Annotated in this window: 21 protein-coding genes; 13 read left to right on the top strand and 8 right to left on the bottom strand. The window is 69.4% G+C overall.

All coding sequences use genetic code 11. The features are described from left to right. Positions 1-24: 24 nt before the first annotated feature. Entirely contained in the window at positions 25-696 is a 672-nt protein-coding gene (locus AB0L64_RS38025; RefSeq protein ID WP_363717822.1) for a DUF1707 domain-containing protein, read from the top strand. A gap of 45 nt (positions 697-741) precedes the next feature. Beyond that, the gene (locus AB0L64_RS38020; RefSeq protein ID WP_363717821.1) at positions 742-1,221 is read left to right on the top strand and encodes a hypothetical protein; all 480 of its coding nucleotides are present in this window, start codon (positions 742-744) and stop codon (positions 1,219-1,221) included. Positions 1,222-1,773: 552 nt separating this feature from the next. Here the strand turns inward: AB0L64_RS38020 and AB0L64_RS38015 are convergent. Then, on the bottom strand, positions 1,774-3,456 hold the full coding sequence (locus AB0L64_RS38015; protein WP_363717820.1) for a phospholipid carrier-dependent glycosyltransferase: 1,683 nt from the start codon (positions 3,454-3,456) through the stop codon (positions 1,774-1,776). Positions 3,457-3,539: 83 nt separating this feature from the next. Between AB0L64_RS38015 and AB0L64_RS38010 the strand changes: the two genes are divergently transcribed. From AB0L64_RS38010 to AB0L64_RS37970, 9 genes are all read left to right on the top strand, one after another. After that, positions 3,540-3,779: a hypothetical protein gene (locus tag AB0L64_RS38010; RefSeq protein WP_359926831.1), complete on the top strand. Its 240-nt coding sequence runs from the start codon at positions 3,540-3,542 to the stop codon at positions 3,777-3,779. Then, complete coding sequence (locus tag AB0L64_RS38005; protein ID WP_363717819.1) at positions 3,776-4,036, top strand: PIN domain-containing protein; 261 nt, start codon at positions 3,776-3,778, stop codon at positions 4,034-4,036. Before AB0L64_RS38010 ends, AB0L64_RS38005 begins: the two co-directional genes overlap by 4 nt. Beyond that, positions 3,964-4,191: a PIN domain-containing protein gene (locus tag AB0L64_RS38000; RefSeq protein WP_363717818.1), complete on the top strand. Its 228-nt coding sequence runs from the start codon at positions 3,964-3,966 to the stop codon at positions 4,189-4,191. The genes AB0L64_RS38005 and AB0L64_RS38000 overlap by 73 nt, the downstream gene beginning before the upstream one ends. Next, positions 4,188-5,030, top strand: coding sequence for a 16S rRNA (cytidine(1402)-2'-O)-methyltransferase (rsmI, locus tag AB0L64_RS37995; protein ID WP_363717817.1), 843 nt, complete (start codon positions 4,188-4,190; stop codon positions 5,028-5,030). The genes AB0L64_RS38000 and rsmI overlap by 4 nt, the downstream gene beginning before the upstream one ends. A gap of 29 nt (positions 5,031-5,059) precedes the next feature. Next, entirely contained in the window at positions 5,060-6,625 is a 1,566-nt protein-coding gene (gene metG, locus AB0L64_RS37990) for a methionine--tRNA ligase (RefSeq protein ID WP_363717816.1), read from the top strand. A gap of 160 nt (positions 6,626-6,785) precedes the next feature. Beyond that, positions 6,786-7,142: a DoxX family protein gene (locus tag AB0L64_RS37985; RefSeq protein WP_363717815.1), complete on the top strand. Its 357-nt coding sequence runs from the start codon at positions 6,786-6,788 to the stop codon at positions 7,140-7,142. 17 nt (positions 7,143-7,159) lie between these two features. Next, positions 7,160-7,570, top strand: a complete 411-nt coding sequence (locus AB0L64_RS37980; RefSeq protein WP_363717814.1) for a hypothetical protein — start codon at positions 7,160-7,162, stop codon at positions 7,568-7,570. A gap of 15 nt (positions 7,571-7,585) precedes the next feature. Further along, entirely contained in the window at positions 7,586-7,966 is a 381-nt protein-coding gene (locus AB0L64_RS37975) for a YciI family protein (protein WP_363717862.1), read from the top strand. Further along, positions 7,963-9,219 (top strand): sigma-70 family RNA polymerase sigma factor, encoded by a 1,257-nt coding sequence (locus AB0L64_RS37970; protein WP_363717813.1) that lies wholly within the window; start codon positions 7,963-7,965, stop codon positions 9,217-9,219. The genes AB0L64_RS37975 and AB0L64_RS37970 overlap by 4 nt, the downstream gene beginning before the upstream one ends. A gap of 12 nt (positions 9,220-9,231) precedes the next feature. On the opposite strand, the gene AB0L64_RS37965 is transcribed toward AB0L64_RS37970, so the two are convergent. Further along, positions 9,232-10,515 (bottom strand): LuxR C-terminal-related transcriptional regulator, encoded by a 1,284-nt coding sequence (locus AB0L64_RS37965; RefSeq protein WP_363717812.1) that lies wholly within the window; start codon positions 10,513-10,515, stop codon positions 9,232-9,234. A gap of 142 nt (positions 10,516-10,657) precedes the next feature. Here AB0L64_RS37965 and AB0L64_RS37960 point away from each other — a divergent pair, with 142 nt between their 5' ends. Continuing rightward, entirely contained in the window at positions 10,658-11,569 is a 912-nt protein-coding gene (locus AB0L64_RS37960) for an NADP-dependent oxidoreductase (protein ID WP_363717811.1), read from the top strand. A gap of 107 nt (positions 11,570-11,676) precedes the next feature. Here AB0L64_RS37960 and AB0L64_RS37955 read toward each other — a convergent pair whose 3' ends face one another. Genes AB0L64_RS37955 through AB0L64_RS37935 form a run of 5 tightly spaced genes read right to left on the bottom strand, consistent with a single transcriptional unit; the run spans position 11,677 to position 16,896 of the window. After that, positions 11,677-12,579 carry a phytanoyl-CoA dioxygenase family protein gene (locus tag AB0L64_RS37955; RefSeq protein ID WP_363717810.1) on the bottom strand — a complete coding sequence of 301 codons (903 nt, stop codon included), beginning with the start codon at positions 12,577-12,579 and terminating at the stop codon, positions 11,677-11,679. 5 nt (positions 12,580-12,584) lie between these two features. Beyond that, positions 12,585-13,853: a sugar ABC transporter substrate-binding protein gene (locus AB0L64_RS37950; protein ID WP_363717809.1), complete on the bottom strand. Its 1,269-nt coding sequence runs from the start codon at positions 13,851-13,853 to the stop codon at positions 12,585-12,587. Between the two features lie 13 nt (positions 13,854-13,866). Continuing rightward, entirely contained in the window at positions 13,867-14,676 is an 810-nt protein-coding gene (locus AB0L64_RS37945) for a carbohydrate ABC transporter permease (protein WP_363717808.1), read from the bottom strand. Then, on the bottom strand, positions 14,673-15,587 hold the full coding sequence (locus AB0L64_RS37940) for a sugar ABC transporter permease (RefSeq protein WP_363717807.1): 915 nt from the start codon (positions 15,585-15,587) through the stop codon (positions 14,673-14,675). The genes AB0L64_RS37945 and AB0L64_RS37940 overlap by 4 nt, the downstream gene beginning before the upstream one ends. Beyond that, complete coding sequence (locus AB0L64_RS37935) at positions 15,580-16,896, bottom strand: glycoside hydrolase family 36 protein (RefSeq protein WP_363717806.1); 1,317 nt, start codon at positions 16,894-16,896, stop codon at positions 15,580-15,582. Before AB0L64_RS37935 ends, AB0L64_RS37940 begins: the two co-directional genes overlap by 8 nt. Positions 16,897-16,972: 76 nt before the next feature. Between AB0L64_RS37935 and AB0L64_RS37930 the strand changes: the two genes are divergently transcribed. Continuing rightward, the gene (locus tag AB0L64_RS37930) at positions 16,973-17,890 is read left to right on the top strand and encodes a helix-turn-helix domain-containing protein (RefSeq protein ID WP_363717805.1); all 918 of its coding nucleotides are present in this window, start codon (positions 16,973-16,975) and stop codon (positions 17,888-17,890) included. Here the strand turns inward: AB0L64_RS37930 and AB0L64_RS37925 are convergent. After that, complete coding sequence (locus AB0L64_RS37925; protein WP_363717804.1) at positions 17,862-20,000, bottom strand: discoidin domain-containing protein; 2,139 nt, start codon at positions 19,998-20,000, stop codon at positions 17,862-17,864. The two genes, AB0L64_RS37930 and AB0L64_RS37925, sit on opposite strands and share 29 nt — an antisense overlap. Between the last annotated feature and the right edge of the window lie 77 nt (positions 20,001-20,077).

Here is a 20,077-nt window from a genome sequence, read left to right as displayed (position 1 = left end):
GCTGACGATATATCGTTCGGTCTTATGGAGAACCTGCCCGACCGCCCGCACCCGCACGCGCATCTGCGGGCGTCCGACACCGATCGTGACCAGGTCGTCGACGTACTGCGGGAGGCCCTGATGTCGGGCCGGTTGACGCAGGACGAGCACGCCGAGCGGCTCGAGCAGACTCTGGGGGCGAAGACCCTGGGCGAACTGGAGCCGATCACCCGCGACCTCGTCGTCCCCGGTCAGCCGCTGCCCGCAGCGCAGCCGGTGCCCGTCGCGTCGACCAGCCTGGTCCCGATCGAGGAGCCGGCCGACCCGTCGCAGAGCTTCGACACCATGGTCGCGATCTTCGGCGGCGGTGAGCGGAAGGGACGCTGGCGGGTGAAGCGCCGGACGAACGCGTTCGCGGTCTTCGGCGGGCACGACCTGGACATGACCAACGCGGTCTTCGAGGGGCGTGAGGTGACGATCTACGCGTTCGCGGTGTTCGGCGGGATCGACATCACCGTCCCCGAGGGCGTGACGGTGCGCAACGAGGGCGTCGGCATCTTCGGCGGCTTCGGCGCCCGCGGCAGCGACGACCCGGACCCGAATGCCCCCGTCGTGGTGGTCAAGGGCCTGGCGTTGTTCGGCGGCGTCGGCGGCCAGTCCTCGGTCAAACGCCACGGCAAGAAGAACAAGGGCAAAGGCCACCACGAGCTGCACTGAGCAATTCGGGTGCGACCCGGCGGCGGCGCGACCTAACCTTCGGCCATGGACTTCGTGCCGGCCGATTTCGACGTGCCCACCGAACTGATCACGCCGCGGTTCCGCCTCGAACCGCTCGGTCCCGAGCACAACGTCTCCGACCACGCCGCGTGGACCGGCAGCATCGACTATGTCCGCGCGACCCCGGGGTTCCAGGGCAGCTGGCCGCCGGCCGACGGCATGTCACTCGAGCGGAACCTCGCCGACCTGCAGCGTCACGCGGACGACTTCGCCGGACGCCGGGGCTTCACATTCACGGTGCTCGAGCCCGGCACCGGCGAGGTGATCGGGTGCGTGTACATCTATCCGTCCCGCCAGGACGAGCGGATCACCGACGTCCGTTCGTGGGTGCGCAGCGACCGCGCGGCGTTGGACAAGCCGTTGTACGACGCCGTATGCGCCTGGCTGACGAAGGACTGGCCGTTCGAATCCATCGACTACGCGTCCCGCTCACCAGAGCCGCTCCAAGACCCGTCCGGGTCCTGAAGTCGTCCGGCCCCGCTCATCCGGCCCCGCTCGTCGGGCCCCGCTCGTCGGGCCCTGCTCGTCCGGCCCGGGCGGTCGAGCGGAGTCGGCCATTCGAGGGGTTGACCCCTGAGCTTGCCGGTTGGCCCTCGGAATGCGAGGGGTCAACCCGCCAGCCGAGGGGTCAACCCCTAAGCCGTGCAGTGGCCGGGGGCAGTGGGCGGCCTGCTCGCCTGCTCGTCGTAGCGAGGCTCCGTGCTGACCGCGGACCTGGTGGCCCGGGCCGCGCCGGGTTGTGCCCGACGCCGAGGTCGGCAGCGGTGGCACTGTGCGGGGGCAGGCCGGGCGACGGGATGCCTCGACCCGGGACCCGGAACAGGCAACGGTGACCTGAGACAGGCAATATCAGGTCCCCACACACCACGTCTTGTCTCAGGTCACCGCAACTTGGTGACACGGTCCCTCGCATCACCGAAACGGTGATGGATCCGCCGCTCAGTTCGCCGCCGCCAGGAGCGCGCCGCTGCGCAATTGCAGCGGCCGGAACCGGGCGTCCCGCCCGGGGTACTCAGGCTAGATCCAGGACTTGAACCACATGCGGCTGAGCCAGTCGGGGTGCGGGAGGACCTTGTCGGTGAGGATCGGCCAGATGTAGGCGAAGTTCAGGACGACCAGGACGACGAAGGCGCCGACGACCGCGCTGCCGATCAGGCGGCGGGGCGTGGCGGTGCTCATCGCGGCGCGGGCCGGGCCGAGGATCTTGCCGAGGACCAGCGCCAGCGCCATCACCGTGAACGGGATCATCGTGACGGCGTAGAAGAAGAAGATCGGTCTGTCGTCGAACGCGAACCACGGCACCCAGCACGTCACGAACCCGACGATCGGCACGCCGAACCGCCAGTCGCGCGCGCCGATCCACAGCACCAGCGCGGCGATCAGTGCGAGCGCACCGCCCCACCACAGCAGCGGCGTGCCGAGGGCAGAGATCACCTGCAGGCAGTTGGTGCCGGCGGGCGCGTCACACCCCGGCGTACCGGGCTTGATGTCGTTGACCGCGTCGAAGCCGATCGGGCGGGCGATGATCGGCCAGCCGGCCGGGTTCGAGGCGTACGGGTGGGTGGCGTGCTTGATGTAGTCGCCGGTGTGGAAGGCGAGCACTTCCTTGTGGTAGTAGGCCAGCGACCGGAAGTCGTCCGGCACGACCTTCATCACGCCGTGCGCCGGGTTGCTCGCGGCCCAGTTGTGGTCGTAGGCGTTGTCGTGCAGCAGCCAGCCGGTCCAGGTGGCGACGTACGTGACACAGGCGACCAGCACCAGGCTGACGAACGCCGGGATGCCGTCGACCAGCGCCGACTTCACGAACGCGAACCGGACGCCGAGGGCGCGGCGGGCGCCGAGGTCCCAGGCGAACGTCATCACGCCGAACGCGGCGAGCACCCAGATCGCCGACCACTTGGTGCCGAGCGCCAGGCCGAAGCAGACGCCGGCGGCGAGCCGCCACGGCCGGATCAGCAGCCACCGGCCGACACCTCGGCGCTCGCCGTCCGGGGTCGGCGTGTCGAGGGTCTCGGCGTGCCGGCGGCGGGTCCAGTCCCGGTCGGCGACCAGGCAGGAGATCGCGGCGACCAGCCAGAACGCGAGGAAGATGTCGAGCAGCGCGACCCGGGACATCACGAAGTGCAGGCCGTCGACCGCGAGCAGCAGGCCGGCGATGCAGCCGATCAGGGTCGACCGGGTCATCCGGCGGACGGTCCGGATCAGCAGCAGCACGGTCAGCGTGCCGAACAGGGCCGGCATGAACCGCCAGCCGAACGGGGTCATCCCGAACAGCTGCTCACCGGCCGCGATCATCCACTTGCCGACCTCGGGGTGCACGGTCAGGCTCGGGGTGTCCTTGAAGACGTCCAGGTTGCCGGCCAGGATCGCCTTGTCGGCGGCGCCCTCCGGCTGGTCGATGAACTGCCGTGCGTAGCCGAACTTGAGCAGGCTGTACGCGTCCTTGGCGTAGTACGTCTCGTCGAAGACGAACTTCACCGGGTTGCTCAGGTGCCAGAACCGCAGCACGCCGGCCAGCAGGGTGATCGCCAGCGTGGCGATCCAGCCCCCGTCGAAGTCCCGCGGCATCGCCGGGTACAACCGCTCCTTGAGCGGCGGCAGCCGTCGTCCGAGCACGTCCCGCCCGAGCGTCTCCCGCTCCGCGCCGGCGTCACCGCGCCGCGCCGTACCGTCCTCGATCACAGCAGCCACGCCCGCCATCGTACGGACGCGGCGGTACCACTGCCTCCTCCGACCTGTGGAAAACCGGAACCCGCGGCGCCCGACCTCCTAGAATCACCCGTATGAGCACGCCCCGCGAGGAACTGCATGCGCTGATCGACGAGCTGCCCGACGAAGCCGCCGCGGAGCTCGTTCCCGACATGCGAGAGATCCTCAAGCACCGCCTGGAGGTGCGCCGGCGCCGCGCGGCCGAACCGCGGCCGTGGCCACCGTCCTGGTTCGGCGCCGGCACCGGCAGTCGGCCTGACATCGCGCGGCGGAGTGAGGAGATCCTGCGGGACGAGTTCGGTCGGCCCGAGTGATCGTCGTAGACACCGGCCCACTTGTCGCCGCGGTACTGTCCAACGACGCCGACCATCGTGAGTGCGTCGACCTCTTCGCCGCCGCGCACCTGAACCGGGAGCAGCTGGTCGTCCCGAGCTTCGTCATACCCGAGGTCTGCTACCTCATCCAGCGTGAGGTCGTGCGAAGGTGGAAGCCGATTTCGTGGAATCGCTCGCTGCGGGCGACTTCACGATCGCCGAGTGCGACACCGAGCTGGATCGGATCGCGGATCTGATGCACAACTACGCCGACCTGCCGCTCGGACTGGCCGATGCCTCCGTGGTGGCTGTTGCAGAGGCGCTCGGCGCACGGGAGATCGCCACGCTTGATCGGCGGCATTTCAGTGTGATCCGGCCTCGGCACCTCGACGCGTTCACCCTTCTGCCATGAGCGGGCGACTGGTGCTGGCAGGGACCCCTATCGGGGATGTCGGGGACGCGTCGGCGCGGTTGGGGCGGGTGCTGGCGGCGGCGGACGTGGTGGCCGCGGAGGATACGCGGCGGTTGAAGCGGTTGACCTCCGAGTTGGGGATTCACGTCGGTGGGCGGGTGGTCAGCTACTTCGAGGGGAACGAGCGGGAGCGGACTCCGGAGCTGCTCGAAGCGCTCCAGCAGGGGCAGACGGTCGTCGTGGTCACGGACGCGGGGATGCCGAGCGTGTCCGACCCCGGGTACCGGCTGGTGGCGGCCGCGATCGAGGCCGGCGTGGACGTGACCGCCGTACCGGGGCCGTCGGCGGTGCTGACGGCGCTCGCGCTGAGCGGGCTGCCGGTCGACCGGTTCACCTTCGAGGGGTTCCTGCCGCGCAAACCCGGCGAGCGCGGGCGACGGCTCGGCGAGCTGAAGGACGAGCAGCGGACGATGGTGTTCTTCGAGGCGCCGCACCGGCTCACGCAGTCGCTGGAGGCGATGGCCGAAGCGTTCGGGGGCGATCGGCGGACGGCGGTGTGCCGGGAGCTCACCAAGACGTACGAAGAGGTCAAGCGCGGCCCTCTCGACGATCTCGTCCTGTGGTCGAAGGAGGGTGTCCGGGGTGAGATCACCGTGGTCGTGTCCGGCGCCGACCCGCACCGGGTCATGACGCCGGAGGACCTGGCGCGGGAGGTGGCCGTGGACGAGGAGGCGGGGACGCCGCGCAAGCAGGCGATCGCCGACGTCGCGAAGCGCTTCAACGTGCCGAAACGGACGGTGTACGACGCCGTACTCGCTGCCCGGGACCCCGGTAAATAGCACTGGCGCGCGCCACTACCCTTGTTGACATGTCCGAGAAGGCCTATTACGTCACCACCCCGATCTACTACGTCACGGCCGCGCCGCACATCGGCAGCGCGTACACGACGGTGGCCGGGGACGTCCTGAGCCGCTGGCACGCGCAGCGCGGCGAGCGCAAGTGGTACCTGACGGGTACCGACGAGCACGGCGAAAAGGTGATGCGCAGCGCGCAGGCCCAGGGCATGACCCCGAAGGAGTGGACCGACAAGCTCGTCGAGGAGGCCTGGAAGCCGGCCTGGGTGGACGTCGACATCGCGTACGACGACTTCATCCGGACCACCGAGCAGCGGCACACCGAGCGGGTCCGCGAGTTCTGGCAGACGCTCTACGACAAGGGCGACGTCTACAAGGGCGAGTACGAGGGGCTGTACTGCGTGGGCTGCGAGGAGTTCAAGCTCCCCGCGGACATCCGCACCGACGAGGACGGCACCCAGCGGTGCATGATCCACGGGACCGAGCTGGAGACGGTCTCGGAGACGAACTACTTCTTCCGGCTCTCCGCGTACGCCGACAAGCTGCTGGAGCTGTACGAGTCGCAGCCGGACTTCGTCGCGCCGTCGAGCGCCCGCAACGAGGTGATCGCGTTCGTCAAGCAGGGCCTGCAGGACCTGTCGATCACCCGCTCGACGTTCGACTGGGGCATCCCGGTCCCGTGGGACGAGGACCACGTCCTCTACGTGTGGATCGACGCGCTGCTCAACTACGTGACGGCCGCGGGCTACGGCACCGACCCGGAGCGGTTCGAGGAGCTCTGGCCGGCGAACGTGCACCTGGTCGGCAAGGACATCCTCCGGTTCCACGCGGTGATCTGGCCGGCCATGCTGATGGCCGCCGAGGTCGCCGTACCGAAGCAGGTGTTCGCGCACGGCTGGCTGCTCGTCGGCGGCGAGAAGATGAGCAAGTCCAAGCTGACCGCGATCGCGCCGCACGAGATCACCGACCACTTCGGCTCCGACGCCTTCCGGTACTACTTCCTGCGCACGATCCAGTTCGGGTCCGACGGCTCGTTCTCGTGGGAGCACCTGAGCGCGGTCTACACCTCCGAGCTCGCGAACGGCCTGGGCAACCTGGCCAGCCGGATCGCGGCCATGGTCGGCAAGTACTTCGACGGCGCGCTGCCGGAGCCGACCGATCACGGACCGGCTGAGCAGGCGCTCGCGGACAAGCTCGCGCAGACCGTGGCCACCGCGGACAAGGCTCTGGACTCGCTCGCGTTCCAGGACGCGCTGGCGGCGATCAACGAGCTCGTCGGCGCCGTGAACGGGTACGTCACCGAGCAGGAGCCGTGGAAGGTCGCGAAGGACGACTCGCAGCGGGCGCGGCTGGCGACGATCCTCTACAGCGCCGCGGAGGTGCTGCGCGGGGTCGCCGTACTGCACAACCCGACGATGCCGAAGACGTCCGCGAAGCTGTGGACGCTGCTCGGCGCGGAGGAGAAGCTCGGCGCGCTCAAGGACCAGCGTGTCCAGGACGCCGGCACCTGGGGCCAGCTCCCGGCCGGCGCCACCCTGACCAAGGGCGAGCCGTTGTTCCCGCGCCTCGAAGAGGCCTGAGAAAAAGTTCGGCCGGGCTGTCGAAGCCGCGGTGGTGGCTCCGATAACGGGGTGAAAGTGACCCTGATGATCGGAGCGAACGATGAGTGAGCGCGTACTTCCTGGAGTGGTCCGGCCCGCCGCGCGGGTTCGGACAGTGTTTCGGACAGTGGTTCGGACAATGGCCGTCTGGGCCGTGCGGGTGGCGCTGGCCGCGCAGTTCGGAGTCGGCGGGGCCGGCAAACTCGCCGGCTCCGACCAGATGGTGCGGATGTTCGACGACATCGGGGCCGGGCACTGGCTCCGCGTGCTCGTCGGAGTTCTCGAGGTCGCCGGTGCGGTCGGGCTGTTGGTCCCGCGGCTGGCGGGGGTGGCGGCGGCAGGCCTGGTCGGCCTGATGATCGGCGCGGTGGTCACGAACGTGGCGATCCTCGGCAGTTCGCCGATCGCTCCGCTGGCGTTCGGCGTCCTCGCCGCGGTGGTGGCGTACGCGCGGCGGCAGCAGCTCGTCGTACTCGGCCGTTCCGTCCGTCGCTGACACTCTAGGAGACCATCATGTCCGAGCAGTCACCCGCCGACGCCCTGCGCACTCTCGCGCCGCTGATCGGCACCTGGAAGGTCGAGGGACCGGGCCACCACGGCACCGTCAGCTACGAATGGTTCGAGGACGGCGCGTTCGTCGTCCAGCGGGTCGAGCTGGTGAGCGACGGCGAGACCAGTCGCGGTGTCGAGTACATCGGCGTGGACGCCGATACCGGTATGCTCCGGTCCCACTACTTCTCCAACACCGGCAAGATCCTCGAGTACACCTACCAACTGGCCGGCGGCACGTTGACGATCTGGTTCGGCGGTACCGACTCGCCGGCCAAGTTCGTCGGGGAGTTCGACGCCGGCCACACAGTCAACACCGGTGCCTGGCAGTGGCCGGGCGGCGGGTACGAGTCGACCATGACGCGCGTGGGGTGATCGGCAGTGAAGTACATGATCATGACGTTCGGGGACGAGTCGGCCTGGGACACCCTCGGGCTCGGCGGCCGGGAATCGACCTGGTCGCAGGAGCAGGTGGACGCGCATTACCAGGCGATGGGTGAGTTCTACGGCGAGCTCGCGGCCAACGGTGAACTCGTCACCGGCTTCGGGCTGGCCGACCCGTCGCACACGCTGACGATCGAGGTCGTCGACGGCCGTCCGGTCGCCTCCGACGGTCCGTACGCCGAGGCGAAGGAGGTGCTGGCCGGCTTCGGCATCATCGAGGTCGACTCGCACGACCGGGCCGTCGAGCTGGCCGCGCGGTTCTCGGCGCTGGTCGAGACCAGAGTCGAGCTGCGGCCGGTGATGGAGCAGGGCGGCCAGGAGATGTGACCGGGCCGGCCGAGGAGGTCCCGGCGGAGGCCCGGATCGAGGACCTGCTGCGCGAACTCGCGCCGCGGGTCCTCGCCGCTGTCACGCGGCGCTTCGGCCGGTTCGATCTCGCCGAGGACGCGGTCCAGGAGGCGTTGCTGGCGGCGGTGAGCGGCTGGTCCCAGGACGGCGTACCGCCCAGCCCCGCCGCCTGGCTGACGACCGTCGCCGTCCGCCGGATGACCGACATGCTGCGCAGCGAGCAGGCCCGGCGCCGGCGGGAGCAACTGGACGCGACCCGCCGGCTGCCCGAGAGCCTGCTCGGCGACGACAGCATCACGACCGCCGACCAGGACGACACCCTGGTGATCCTCTTCCTGTGCTGCCATCCCGACGTCCAGCCGGCCAGTCAGCTGACTCTCACGCTGCGGGCGGTGGGCGGTCTGACGACGGCCGAGATCGCCCGGGCACTGCTGGTACCCGAGGCGACCGTCGGGCAGCGGATCAGCCGCGCGAAGCAGCGGATCAGCCAGTCCGGCGCACGGTTCCGGCTGCCGGCGCCGGAGCAGCGCCGGCAGCGGCTCGACGTGGTGATGCAGGTGCTGTACCTGATCTTCAACGAGGGCTACACCGCCTCCTCGGGGACGACGTTGCAGCGGGTCGAGCTCGCCGCCGAGGCGATCCGGCTGACCCGGATGCTGCGCGAGAAGCTCCCGTCCGAGCCCGAGGTCGGCGGCCTGCTGGCGCTGATGCTGCTGACCCACGCGCGCCGGCAGGCCCGCACCGGTCCCACCGGTGACCTGATCCCGTTGGCGGAACAGGACCGGAGCCGGTGGGACCGCGAGCTGATCTCCGAAGGTGTCGCCCTGCTCGAGGACGTGCTGCCGCGCCGCCGGCCCGGGCCGTACCAACTGCAGGCCGCGATCGCCGCCGTTCATGCCGAGGCCGAGCGGTTCGAAGACACCGACTGGGCGCAGATCGTCGCGTTGTACGACGTGTTGGTCCGGATGTCCGCGGATCCGGTGGTTCGGCTGAACTCCGCGGTCGCTGTCGCCATGCACCGGGGACCGGCCGCGGGCCTGGAGTTGCTCGACAGCCTCGCGACCGACCCCAAGCTGGCCGGTCACCACCGGCTGGCCGCCGTCCGGGCGCACCTGCTGGAACAGTCCGGTTCGCTGGACACGGCCCGCCAGGCCTACCTCGCCGCCGCCAAACTCACCACCAGCGCACCCGAGCAGCGCTACCTCCGTGCCCGCGCTGCCCGCCTGAGCTAGGCCCTGTTCGGCCTAAACCGCGAGGTAGAGCGCGGCGGCCTGGGTTCGCGTGGTCACGTCCAGTTTGGTCAGGATGTTGGCGACGTGGAACTTCACGGTCGACTCGCTGATGTGCAGGTCGTCGGCGATCGAGCGATTGCGTTGCCCCTGGGCCAGCCGCTCGAGCACCTCCAGTTCGCGGGCGCCGAGCGCGGCCAGCGGGTCGGACGTGACGGTGAGCGGCGCCTGTGCCGTACGGAGGGTGATCCGGGCCGTCAGGCCCCACCCGGGGACGGCGTCCAGGTCCAGGTCGCCCTCGTGCAGACGCAGCCGCTCGGACAGCTGCCCGAGGTCGAGGACGTTCTCGATCCGGCCGGGGCCGTCGTCGCGCACGGTCGCCTGCAACTCGGTGCCGCTCCAGCGCCAGCCGACGCGGATCCGGGCCAGCCGGTCCTGCGTGAGCATCGCGAGCACCACCGCCCGGACCGCCACCCGGCCGGCATGCGCGACCCCGCCGGGGATCAACCGGTCGTTGCCGGGGGCATCCAGCTCGAGTTCGACCGGGCCGTGCCGGAGCAGCGCCCGCAGCGAGTCCGCGAGCCGGTCGAAGGCCTTGCCGACCGGCTCCTCGCCGCTGCAGACGCGGTCGCGCTGGGTGTCGTTGCGCAGCTCGCTGAGCCCGTTCAGCGCCAGCTCGACCGCCATCGTGCGAGCGGTCGCGTCGTCGATCCGCTGATTCCGCAGTACGCCGAGAAGCGTCGCGAGCGTCGCCGCCTGAGCTTCACCCAGCTCGGCCGCCACATCGTTGCGGGCCTCGGCGACGGCGCGGTTCTGGGCGATCGCGCCTGGTTCGCGTTCGAGAGTCAGCCGGTACATGTGGGCGGTGACGACGTCCCACAACGCCTGCAGCGCGTCGGCGGCGATCGGTTCGTCGGCCGCGCGGAGGAAGACGACGACCGAGCCACGCGGCGCACGATCGCTCGCGATGGCGAGGACCGGGTGTGTGGATCCGGCGATGTTCACGATGCCCTGCCAGGGATGTCCGGCAGTGACGGTTCCCAGCAGCGCGGCGAGGTCGGCACCGGTGATCGCTGCGGCGAGCGCGGGATCGCCGTGCGCGGTGACGGGGGTGGACGCGCACTGCGAGGCCAGTTGGGCGACGGCGCGGTGCGGGATCAGGTCTGCGGTGGCGGCCGAGAGCCGGGAGAGCAACTCCTCGGCCGGCCCGTCGATGACCTGCGCGGCCGCCGCCAGCACCTGCGCGTCGGCGGTCGGCGCCACCGGTTCCGCGTCCGCAAGCACGTCGGTTTCTCCCATGCCCTTCAGCGTACGTCGGTTGACGCGTCCACCCGGGCCCGTCTTTCGGACGGGGAAGAACTGTCCGATCGGCCAGTCGGGAATGTCCGCGGATCCGCGAGCATTTTATTAAAGCGACAACCAAATGTGTGGAGGCAATGCGATGCGAGCGGTGGTGTTCGAGGAGTTCGGCGGGCCGGAGGTACTCGAGGTCCAGGAGGTGCCGGAGCCGCAGGCGGGACCGGGGCAGGTGCGGATCAAGGTCCGCGCGGCCGGCGTGAACCCGATCGACTTCAAGGTGCGCCGCGGCTGGACGAAGGGTTTCATCGACCCGGTGCTCCCGGCCGTCCCGGGACTCGAGGTGGCCGGTGTGGTCGACCAGGTCGGTGAGGGCGCTGAGTTCGCGGTCGGAGACGAGGTCGCCGGCTGGTCGGACGGCGGTTCGTACGCCGAGTACGCGATCGCGGGGAACGTGGCGCGCAAGCCCGCGGGCGTGAGCTGGGAGCAGGCTGCCGGCGTACCCGTGGCCGGCGAGACCGCGCAGCGTGTGCTCGATCTGTTGGGCGTGAAGTCCGGCGAGACGATCTTGATTCACGGTGCCGCGGGCGCGGTCGGCTCGGTCGCGGTACAGCTCGCGAAGACTGCGGGTCTGACAGTCGTCGGTACGGCGTCGACCGCGAACCACGACTATCTGCGGTCGCTCGGCGCGGTGCCGGTCGAGTACGGCGAAGGTCTGCTCGAGCGGGTGCGCGCGGCGGCTCCGGACGGCGTGGACGCGGTGTTCGACACCGCGGGCCAGGGCGGTCTGCAGGAGTCGATCGAGCTGCGCGGCGGCACCGACCGGATCGTCACGATCGCCGACTTCGCAGCGGCCGAGCTCGGCGTCACCGCTTCCATGGCCGCGACGGCGACGCCCGCGGAGGTCCGGGCCGCCCTCGGCGCCCAGTTGCAGGCGGTCGCCGACGGCACGCTGACGATCCGAGTCGCCGAGACCTTCGACCTCGCGGACGCGGCCAAGGCTCAGGAGCTGAGCGAGTCCGGCCACGCCCGCGGCAAGATCGTCCTCGCTCTGTAGGCGGACCTCCAGCACTCATCAACCTCCGCCGGCGGCGGATCGACCGAGCAGTTCACGCGGGCGCTCGGTCGGCCGTGGCCGGTTGATGAGTGGTGCAGGTCCGGCGCTCAGACGTACGCGAACCGGGACCGCGGTGTCGGTACCTCGTCGACGCGTGGATCCCAGCGGTCTACGAAGTGCACCCCGGCGGGGATCTCGACGCAGTCCGTCGAGGTCCAGCCGCGGGTGAGGGTGGGAAAGTCCGGGACGTCGGGGTGGTAGTGCGGCTTCCCGGTTCCGAGCAGGTCGACGGCCATCGGTGCGCTTGCCGCCTGGTACCGGAAGTCCGCCGACATCCGCAGCAGCTTCGTCCGGTTCGGCATCGCGCCGTGCACGGTGAGGCTGCCGAACAGGAGCACGTCACCCGGCCGGTACGACGTCGTCCGCCACTCCGGATGGTTCTCGTCGGCCTCGGCGCGCATCATCCCCGGCCCGTCCGACGCCTTCACCGGCAGCACACCGAGCCGCGGCGACCCGGCCAGCACCCGCAACCCGCCGATCTCCGGCGGCGCCGCACTCAACGGCAGCCAGGTGGTGAGCGTGTCCACACACCCCTGGATGAACCGGTAGTCCTGATGGATCGGCGTCGGATTCGCACCCGGCGACGGGGGAGCGATCCGGCAGATGTGCGCCGGATGCGCGAACGTCTCCTCACCCAGCAACCGCGCGGTCAACGACAACAGCTCCGACCGCACAGCCAACCGGTGAAACGCCTCCGTGCTTTGGATCGCCGTATAGGCCCCGAAGAACCCGGCGGATCCTTCCTCGACTGCCCGCCCCGACGCCACCAACTCCAGCGGATCGGCATCCCGCGCCAACCAGTCACTGTCGTACAAGATCCGCGCGAGCTGCTCGTGCACATCCCCCACCACATCGGCAGGCAACAGCCCCCTGAAGAACAGGTATCCGTCGCTCGCCAGCCGTTCCCGCAGTACGCCGGCATCCAGCACGTCGCCGGACGAATCCGTCAATTCTTTCACTTGTTGTTTCCGATCTTGTCCATGGCGGCGGCGATGTCGGCGACGCCGACCTTGTTCAGGTACAGGTCGTTGACGGTCTTGTTGATCTCGGGGGACTTCGCGGTCCAGCCTTCGGCGATCGGGAGGTTGACGGTGCTGCCGGCGGCCGATTCGAGGAAGGGCTGGACGTCGATGTTCTTCTTCTTCCAGAACGCCTGGTACCCGGCGCCGGCGTCGTTGAGCGCCGGGATGATGTAGCCGGCGTCGCCCATCAGCCGCTGGGCCTTCTCCGAGCCGAGGAAGGCGACCAGCTTGCCGGCCTCGTCGGGGTGCTTCGTCTTCGCGAACATCGCCTCGGCGAGCCCGTTGATCACCACGGTCCGGCCCGCCGGTCCGGCCGGCATCGCCGCGACCCCGATCGGGAACTTCACCTCGGGCAGCGCGAACGGCAGCAGCGCGTTGTTCGCCGGGAACATCGCGACCTCGCCGCGGTAGAACATCTCGGTCGCCTGGCCCGTCGGCGGGTTGGTCCGGGTGCCGTCCGGCGACACTTTCCACTTGAACACCAGGTCGCGCGCGAACTGCAGCGCCTCGACCGACTTGTCCCCGGCGAAGTCGAAGCTGCCGTACGGCTTGTCCATCGCGTGGCCGCCGTTCGACGCGATCCAGTTCAGCCACTGGGTCTGGCTGTGGTTCCAGGAACAGAAGCCCCACTGCTTGCCGACGGTCAGCTTGCGGGCGACCTCGAGGAAGCTGCCCGAGCCGTCCGGCGCCCAGGTCAGCTCGGCCGGCATCGTGACACCGGCCTTCGCGAACAGGTCCCTGTTGTAGAGCAGTCCGACGATGCCCATGTCCTTCGGCATCCCCAGCTGCTTGTCCTCGAACTTGTACGACTGCACGACGTTCGGGTGGTACGAGTCGAGTTTCAGGCCGGCCTTCGAGATCAGGTCGTCGAGCGGCGTCAAGACACCCTTGCTCGCGAAGTCGGGGAAGTAGTCGACGGTCAGCCAGAACACGTCCGGTGCCTTGCCGCTGGCCAGCTCGGTGGTCAGCTTGGTCCAGTACTGGTCCCACGGCAGCACTTCCATCCGGACCGTGATGTCCGGGTTCTCCTTGGTGAACTCGGCGAAGACGGTCTTGTAGCCCACCTCCTGCTGCTCGTCCCACAGCCGGTAGACGAGCTCGACCTTGCCGCCGCCGGCGGCCTTGTCGTCGGACGAGCCGCAGCCGGCGAGCGCGAGCACACTGCCGGCGCCGATCAGAAATGTCCTCCTGGACAACGACATGAGAGTCTCCGACCTACTTGAGCCCGGTAACGGCGACCGAGCGGACGATGAAGCGCTGGAAGACGACGAACAGGACCAGCAGCGGCGCCAGCGCGATCAGGCTGCCGGCCATCACGGCGTTGTAGTCGACGCCGATCTCCCCCTTGAACAAGGCGATCCCGACCGACAGCAGCCGCTTGTCCTCGCTGCTGGTAACGATCAGCGGCCACAGGAAGCTGTTCCAGTTCGCCACCACGGCGAGCGTGGTGACCGTGACCAGGATCGGTTTCGACAACGGCAGCACGATCGACACCAGCGTCCGGAGCCGCCCGGCGCCGTCGATCCGGGCCGCGTCCTCGAGATCCGCGGGGATGCCGCGGAAGAACTGGCGGAGCAGGAAGATCGCGTACGGCGTCCCGAGCATCGTCGGCAGCATCAGGCCGGCCCAGGTGTCCACCAGTCCGAGCTTCTGCATCATCAGGTAGAGCGGGATCATCGTGACCACCGGCGGGACCATCAGTGTCGACAAATACACCCAGAACAGGGCGTCCCGGCCCGGGAACGACAGCCGCGCGAACGCGTACGCCGCCAGGATCGCGAACACCACCTGGCCGAGCGTGATGCCGGCCGTGACGAGTGCGGTGTTGACGAGGTAGCCACCGAAGCCGGAGTCGAACAGCCGCTCGAACGCCGCCGTACTCGGTGGCAGTCCGGGTTCCCACGGCATCGTCTCGGACAGTTGCCCGGGGCCCTTGAACGCGGTGAGCACAGTCAGGAAGTACGGGAAGATCGAGAACACGCACCCGATCACCAGCACCGCGTAGGTGAAGACGCGCAGTTTCATCCGGACACCTCATAGGTCGTACGGCGTTCGAAGTACGCGAACTGGCTGATCGTCGCGACCAGCACCACCGCGAACAGCAGCACCGAGATCGTCGACGCGTACCCGAAGTCGAACTTGCGGAACGCCTCGTCGTAGATCAGGTACGTCGCGACCTCGGTGCTGTCACCGGGACCGCCCTCGGTCATCACGAAGACCGTGTCGAAGGCCTGGAACGAGCCGATCACGTTGGTGATCAGCACGAACAGCATCGTCGGCCGCAGCAGCGGGAGCGTGATCGTGAAGAAATGCGCGACCGGTGACGCGCCGTCCAGCGACGACGCCTCGCGCAACGACCGCGGGATATTCTGCAGCCCCGCCAGGAAGAACAGCATGTTGTACCCGGCGAACTGCCAGATGTGGACGGCGGCCACGCTCGGCATCGCCAGCACCGGCGACGACAGCCACGCCGGGCCGTCGATCCCGAACAGTCCGAGGAACTGGTTCAGCGCGCCGCGGCCGGGATCGAAGATCCAGCTCCAGACCAGGCCGAGAGCGACCGGCGTGGCCATCCACGGGATGACCAGGAGCGCCCGGAAGTACCTCATGCCGCGCAGCTTGCGGTCGACCAGAAGCGCCAGGAGCAGCGACAGGATCGTCGTGCCGGGGACGCAGATCACCACGTAGTACAACGTGACCAGCAGCGAGTGCCAGACGTCCGAGTCCGCGAAGAGCTTCTGGTAGTTGGCGAAGCCGATGAACTCCGGCGTCGACAGCAGCTTCCAGTCGAACAGGCTGACCACCAGCACGATGACGACCGGCGCGAGCAGGAACCCCAGTACGCCGACCAGGCTCGGCGCAAGCAGGGCGTAGGCCGCGGCGGTCTGCCGGGCCTGGCCGATCCGGCGGGTACGCCGGGGTGCCGGCCTAAGCATCGGGATCCTTCAGCGGATGCGGGCGCGGTGAGCTCGGGACGAGCAGCTCGCGGGTGCGGTCGATGCCCCACCGGTCGAGTGCGCCGATCGGGTCGCTGGACATCCGCAGGCCGGGGCCCTGCTCGATGTGCTGCGCCCACAGCTCGCGCTCCTGGACGTCGGGCCGGACGATCAGGCAGTCGGAGTCGTTCGCCCACCACCGGCCGTGCAGGAACTCGCGCGCCACCGAGGTGGACCGGGCGCCGCGCTGGCCGGGCTGGCTGATGTCGCCGGACGGCGGCTCGACCAGCGGATCGGTGTCGGGCGAGATCCGCATGCAGTCGACGAGTCCGAGGCTCGGGAGGATCGGGGCGCCGCAGCCGTGCAGGATCCGGTTCGATCCGACAGCTTGGCGCAGCAGCCGCAGTCCGAGCCGGTACGCCGCGATGCCGTCGACCCGCTCGTGCCGCGGTCCCTCGATCGCGCCGGCGTACAGGAAGTCGAGCTTGAAGTGGTCGTACCCCTGGCGGCACAGCTCGGTGAACACGTCCTGGATGTGCCGCACGGCGCCCGGATGCGTCACGTCGAGGACCAGTTGCTCCTGGCCCCAGTTCGTGCCGGCGGAAATGCCCGGAACCAGCCATTCCGGATGTTTCCAGGCCGTCTCGCTGCCGCTCGCGACCAGGAACGGCGCGACCCAGATGCCGGCCCGGCGACCGCTCGAACGGATGTCGGCGGCGAGCGTCACGGTCGAACCGAAGTCGTCGCGCGGCGTCAGCCAGTCGCCGATCGCGGACTGGTAGCCCTCGTCGAGCAGGACCAGGTCGACACTCAGGTCGTGCTGGTCGAACTGGCGTACGTCGGTCATCACGTCGCGTTCGGTAACCTTGCCCCAATACGCGTACCAGCTGCACCAGGACGGCCCGAACACGCGCACCGGCGGCGCGCCGGCCGCGAACGCGTCGGCCCAGTCGGCGAGCGCCTGGTTGGGGTTGGCGTGCGTGCTGGTCCTGACGTCGACCTCGCCGTCGGCCTCGATCACCAGCTTGTCGCCGCGCACCTCGGCGCGGATCGACGGGACCGCGTCGGGGGAGGTGGCGGAGACGGTGGTGACCTCGCCGCCGGTCGCGACCGCGAGCAGGCCCTCGCCCTGGAAGCGGCCGGCCTCGACCCCCGGGCGGTACGCCATCACGTGATGATTCGGAGCAGTCGGGCGGGGCGGGCGGGCGTCCAGCCGGTACCAGCCGCTCGGGCTCCACGACTGCCACCCGTGCTCGAAGACGAGCGTGCCGGTGTCGTGGTCGAGCTCGGCGACGGGGCGGAAGGGCACGGGATCCTCGATTCGGTCGGGTGCAGGATCTTGCTGTGGTTCCGCTAATCTTGGAGCCCCGACGAGGGGATCCACCATGACGGAGCCTGCTGACTTCGAGCACGATCTTGCTACCCAGGTGCTCATCGAGCTGTACAGCGAGATCCCGCCGCCGAGCAAGCTGGTCACCGGCCACTTCCACAGCGGCGGCGACTACCGGGTCGTGCGGCCGGACGGTGTGGGCAGTTGGTACCTGCTCTACACGGCGTCCGGCACGGGCCGGTACCTGATCGGGCAGAACAAGCTGATGCTGCGCCACGGGGACGTCGTACTGGTCAGCCCGGGCACCCCGCACGACTACGGGACCGTCGGCACGTACTGGGAGTCCTGGTGGGCGCATTTCCAGCCGCGCCGCGAATGGCACTCGTGGTTGTCGTTGCCCCAGGCAATGCCGGGACTGTCGTACGTACGGCTGACCCGGTCGTCGGAGACCGATCGCGTGGTGTCGGCGTTCGACCGCCTGCATCGCGACGCGCAGCGGGCCGGGCTGTCCCCGACCGGCGACACCGAGCTGCACCTGCTGGAGAAGAGCGTCGCGACCGAGCTGACGATGAACGGTATCGAGGAGGTGCTGCTGACCGCCGTCGCCAGCCTGCGCCGGGAGACGCAGCACCTGGATGCGCGCGTGCACCTGGTGCTCGAGGTCATCACCGCCGACCCGGCCCGCCCACACACGTTGACCTCACTGGCCGGGCTGGCGCAAGTGTCCGTGTCCCGCCTCGCGCACCTGTTCAAGGAGCAGGTCGGCGACTCGATCATGAACGTCGTGCTCGCGCTCCGGCTGCAGCGCGCCGCCGAGCTGCTCGGAGCCACCGACATGTCGGTGGCGCAGATCGCGGCCGCGGTCGGGTTCGACTCGCCGCACTACCTGAGCCGGCAGTTCGGCCGCCGGTACGGGATGTCCCCGACGGCCCATCGCAACGCGGTCAGGAAGCCGGAGCTAGAGCTATATTGAGCTCGGTCGCCGCCGCGTAGTCCGCACCGCCGGCCAGTCCGACGAGCCGCACGTAGCGTGCCGTCGTACCTGCCGGGAGGCGGGCGATCTTCGCGTCGACCGTGCCGTCCCAGGATCCCTGCACCGCCGAGGTGAACGTGACGCCGTCGGTGCTCGTCTGGACGTCGTACGACGAGATGCGGCCGTTCGGTACGTCGGCGTCCTGGCGCGGCGTGTAGACGAGCGCCTCGATCGCCCGGGGCGTCTTGAGGTCGAGGGTGATGTACTGCGGGAGCGGGGCGTGCGGGCTCCAGTTCGAGTGCCACATCGTCGTACAGCTGCCGTCGATCGCGGCCGACGCGCTGTACGCGGCCGAGCCCTGGCTCGTGGCGGTGGCCGTCATCTCGCTCTGCGGCAGCAGCGTCAGCGGACCGAACGGGCCGTCGGCCGGCGGCGGCGTACCCGGGATCGCCGTCACCCGGCCCAGACTGGGTGCCTTGAGCAACGGGTGGGTGCGCAGGTAGGTGAGGAACACTTCCTGGCCCATCCGCGGCGCTCTGGTGAGATCCGTGTACTGCTGGAAGCCCGGATAGCCGTACTGCGCGCCGTGCAAGGGCATCGCGGCGCTCGTCGTCACGCGATAGGTCTTTCCGAGTTGCAGTGGTTTGCCGTCGATCAGCACCTTGGCCGGATCGACCCTGTCGCCGACCGGCCCGCCGAGATCGTAGGTGTAGCGGAAGTTCGCCGAGGTCGCGAGCGATGACAGCCGGCTGCAGCCGTACGCCGGTGGGATCCACTGCTGTTCCAGGACGGCCTCGACCGTGGAGCCCTTCATCGACAACGTGGTGATCGGCGAGATCCCGGCGACCGGCCACGCCCCGCCGTACGTCACCGTCCCGGCCTGCAGCCCGGCGGCGATCACGTCGACGCCCAGGTCGGCCGGCACCAGCGCGAAGTCGCCGTCCGCCTCCGACTTGTAGAGGTCCGCGACCAGGTTGCCCGTCCGGCTCTCGGCGGTGCGTGCGAAGTCGAGGTCGCGGTCGAGCTTCGTGAGCGGCTCCTGCTGACGCGCCGCCCACTTGTCGGTCCAGTACTTCACGATCTTCTGGACGCCCGCGTCCGGCGTGATGTCCTTGGTGACCGCGTGGTTGGTGGCGGTGGTCGCGTCCCGGATCACTTCACCGGTGGACGGATCGAGCGAGAGGTTCACCTCACCCAGCACGCGCCCGTGGTTGCTCGCCTCCAGGACCGGACGCGGTACGCCGTTCGGGTCCGGAATCATGCACTTGAACGCGGTGTGCCAATGGCCGCCGAGGATCACGTCGATGTCCGGCGACATCGTCCGGGCGGCGTCGAAGATCGGGCCGGTCGGGTTCTTGCACTCGTCGTACAGGCCGCCCTGCTGCCCGCCTTCGTGCATGCTCACGACGATCGCGTTCACGCCCTGGGCCTTCAGTTCGGCCGCCGCCCGGTTCGCGGCCTCGACGACGCCCTGGAACTCGAATCCGGAGCCTTCGATCGACAGCGTCTCGGTCGGCGTACCCGGAAAGCCCAGCCCGATGAACCCGATCCGCTGCGATCCCGCCCGGGCGATCCAGTACGGCGGGAGCACCGGGCGCTCGGTCCGCGGGTCGACGATGTTCGCCGCGTGGTACGCGTAGTCGGTGCCGTGGAAGTTGCGGCCGGTGGAGTCCTTGAAGCAGCTGTCGAAGCCGGGCTTGCCGTAGCAGGCTCCGGTCGTCATCCGCCGCAGGAACGGGAACTCGCGGTCGAACTCGTGGTTGCCGGCCGCGTCGAAGTCCATCCCGAGCGCGTTCAGCACCTCGATGGTCGGCTCGTTCGCGAACGCCTGCGTGTAGTCAGGCCAGCCGCTGAACTGATCGCCCGAGCCGATCAGGAAGCTGTTCGGCTTCCGGAGCCGGTCCAGGTGCGCCTTCAAGTACCCGGCACCGCCGACCTGCTGGGTGCCCGACGGGCCGGCGATGGTCAGGTTCTCGGTCTCGGACAGATACCCGTGCAGATCGGTCAGGCTGAAGACCTGCACGGGAATCGGCGCGGGCGTTTCGGCCGGCAGCGCGGTCGACCCCATCACCAGGCCGAGAAGGGCAAGAACTGAGCTGATCCGGGACATCGACTGCTCCTGTCGATCGGGGCGGAACCTCGCTGCAAGTTACTGTTCGCCGCCCGGAGCGGAACATGGCCCCGAAT

The sequence above is a fragment of the Kribbella sp. NPDC051936 genome (assembly GCF_040680955.1).
GTDB lineage: Bacteria > Actinomycetota > Actinomycetes > Propionibacteriales > Kribbellaceae > Kribbella.
This window is presented reverse-complemented; position numbering and strand designations above follow the sequence as displayed.